Annotated in this window: 1 protein-coding gene; it reads left to right on the forward strand. The window is 61.2% G+C overall.

Features of this window, described 5'->3' with window-relative positions:
* The coding region (locus tag HGP29_RS28670) for a UvrB/UvrC motif-containing protein (protein WP_211093490.1) at positions 1 to 513 on the forward strand (513 nt) is incomplete at both ends.

Genomic DNA, 513 nt, shown 5'->3' on the forward strand with positions numbered 1-513 from the left:
CGATACTCATCCGCGTCTGGCGATGCATCGCGGCGCCAAACATGCGAAGGGCGAATATTTTGGTCCTTTTCCCAACGGCTATGCCGTGCGCGAGACCCTGGCGCTGCTGCAGAAAATCTTTCCCATCCGTCAGTGTGAAAACAGCGTCTACCGCAATCGCTCCCGCCCCTGTCTGCAGTATCAGATTGGTCGCTGCCTGGGGCCGTGCGTGGCCGGGCTGGTCAGCGAAGAAGAGTATGCTCAGCAGGTAGAGTATGTGCGGCTGTTTCTCGCCGGCAAGGATGACCAGGTGCTGACCCAGCTCATCGCGCGGATGGAGAAGGCGAGCCAGAACCTGGAGTTCGAAGAGGCCGCGCGCATCCGCGACCAGATTCAGGCCGTCCGCCGCGTGACGGAGAAACAGTTTGTCTCCAACACCGGTGACGACCTCGACGTGATCGGCGTCGCCTTCGATGCCGGCATGGCCTGCGTGCATGTGCTGTTTATCCGTCAGGGCAAAGTGCTGGGCAGCCG

It is taken from the genome of Flammeovirga agarivorans (assembly GCF_012641475.1).
In the GTDB taxonomy this organism is placed as follows: Bacteria; Bacteroidota; Bacteroidia; order Cytophagales; family Flammeovirgaceae; genus Flammeovirga; species Flammeovirga agarivorans.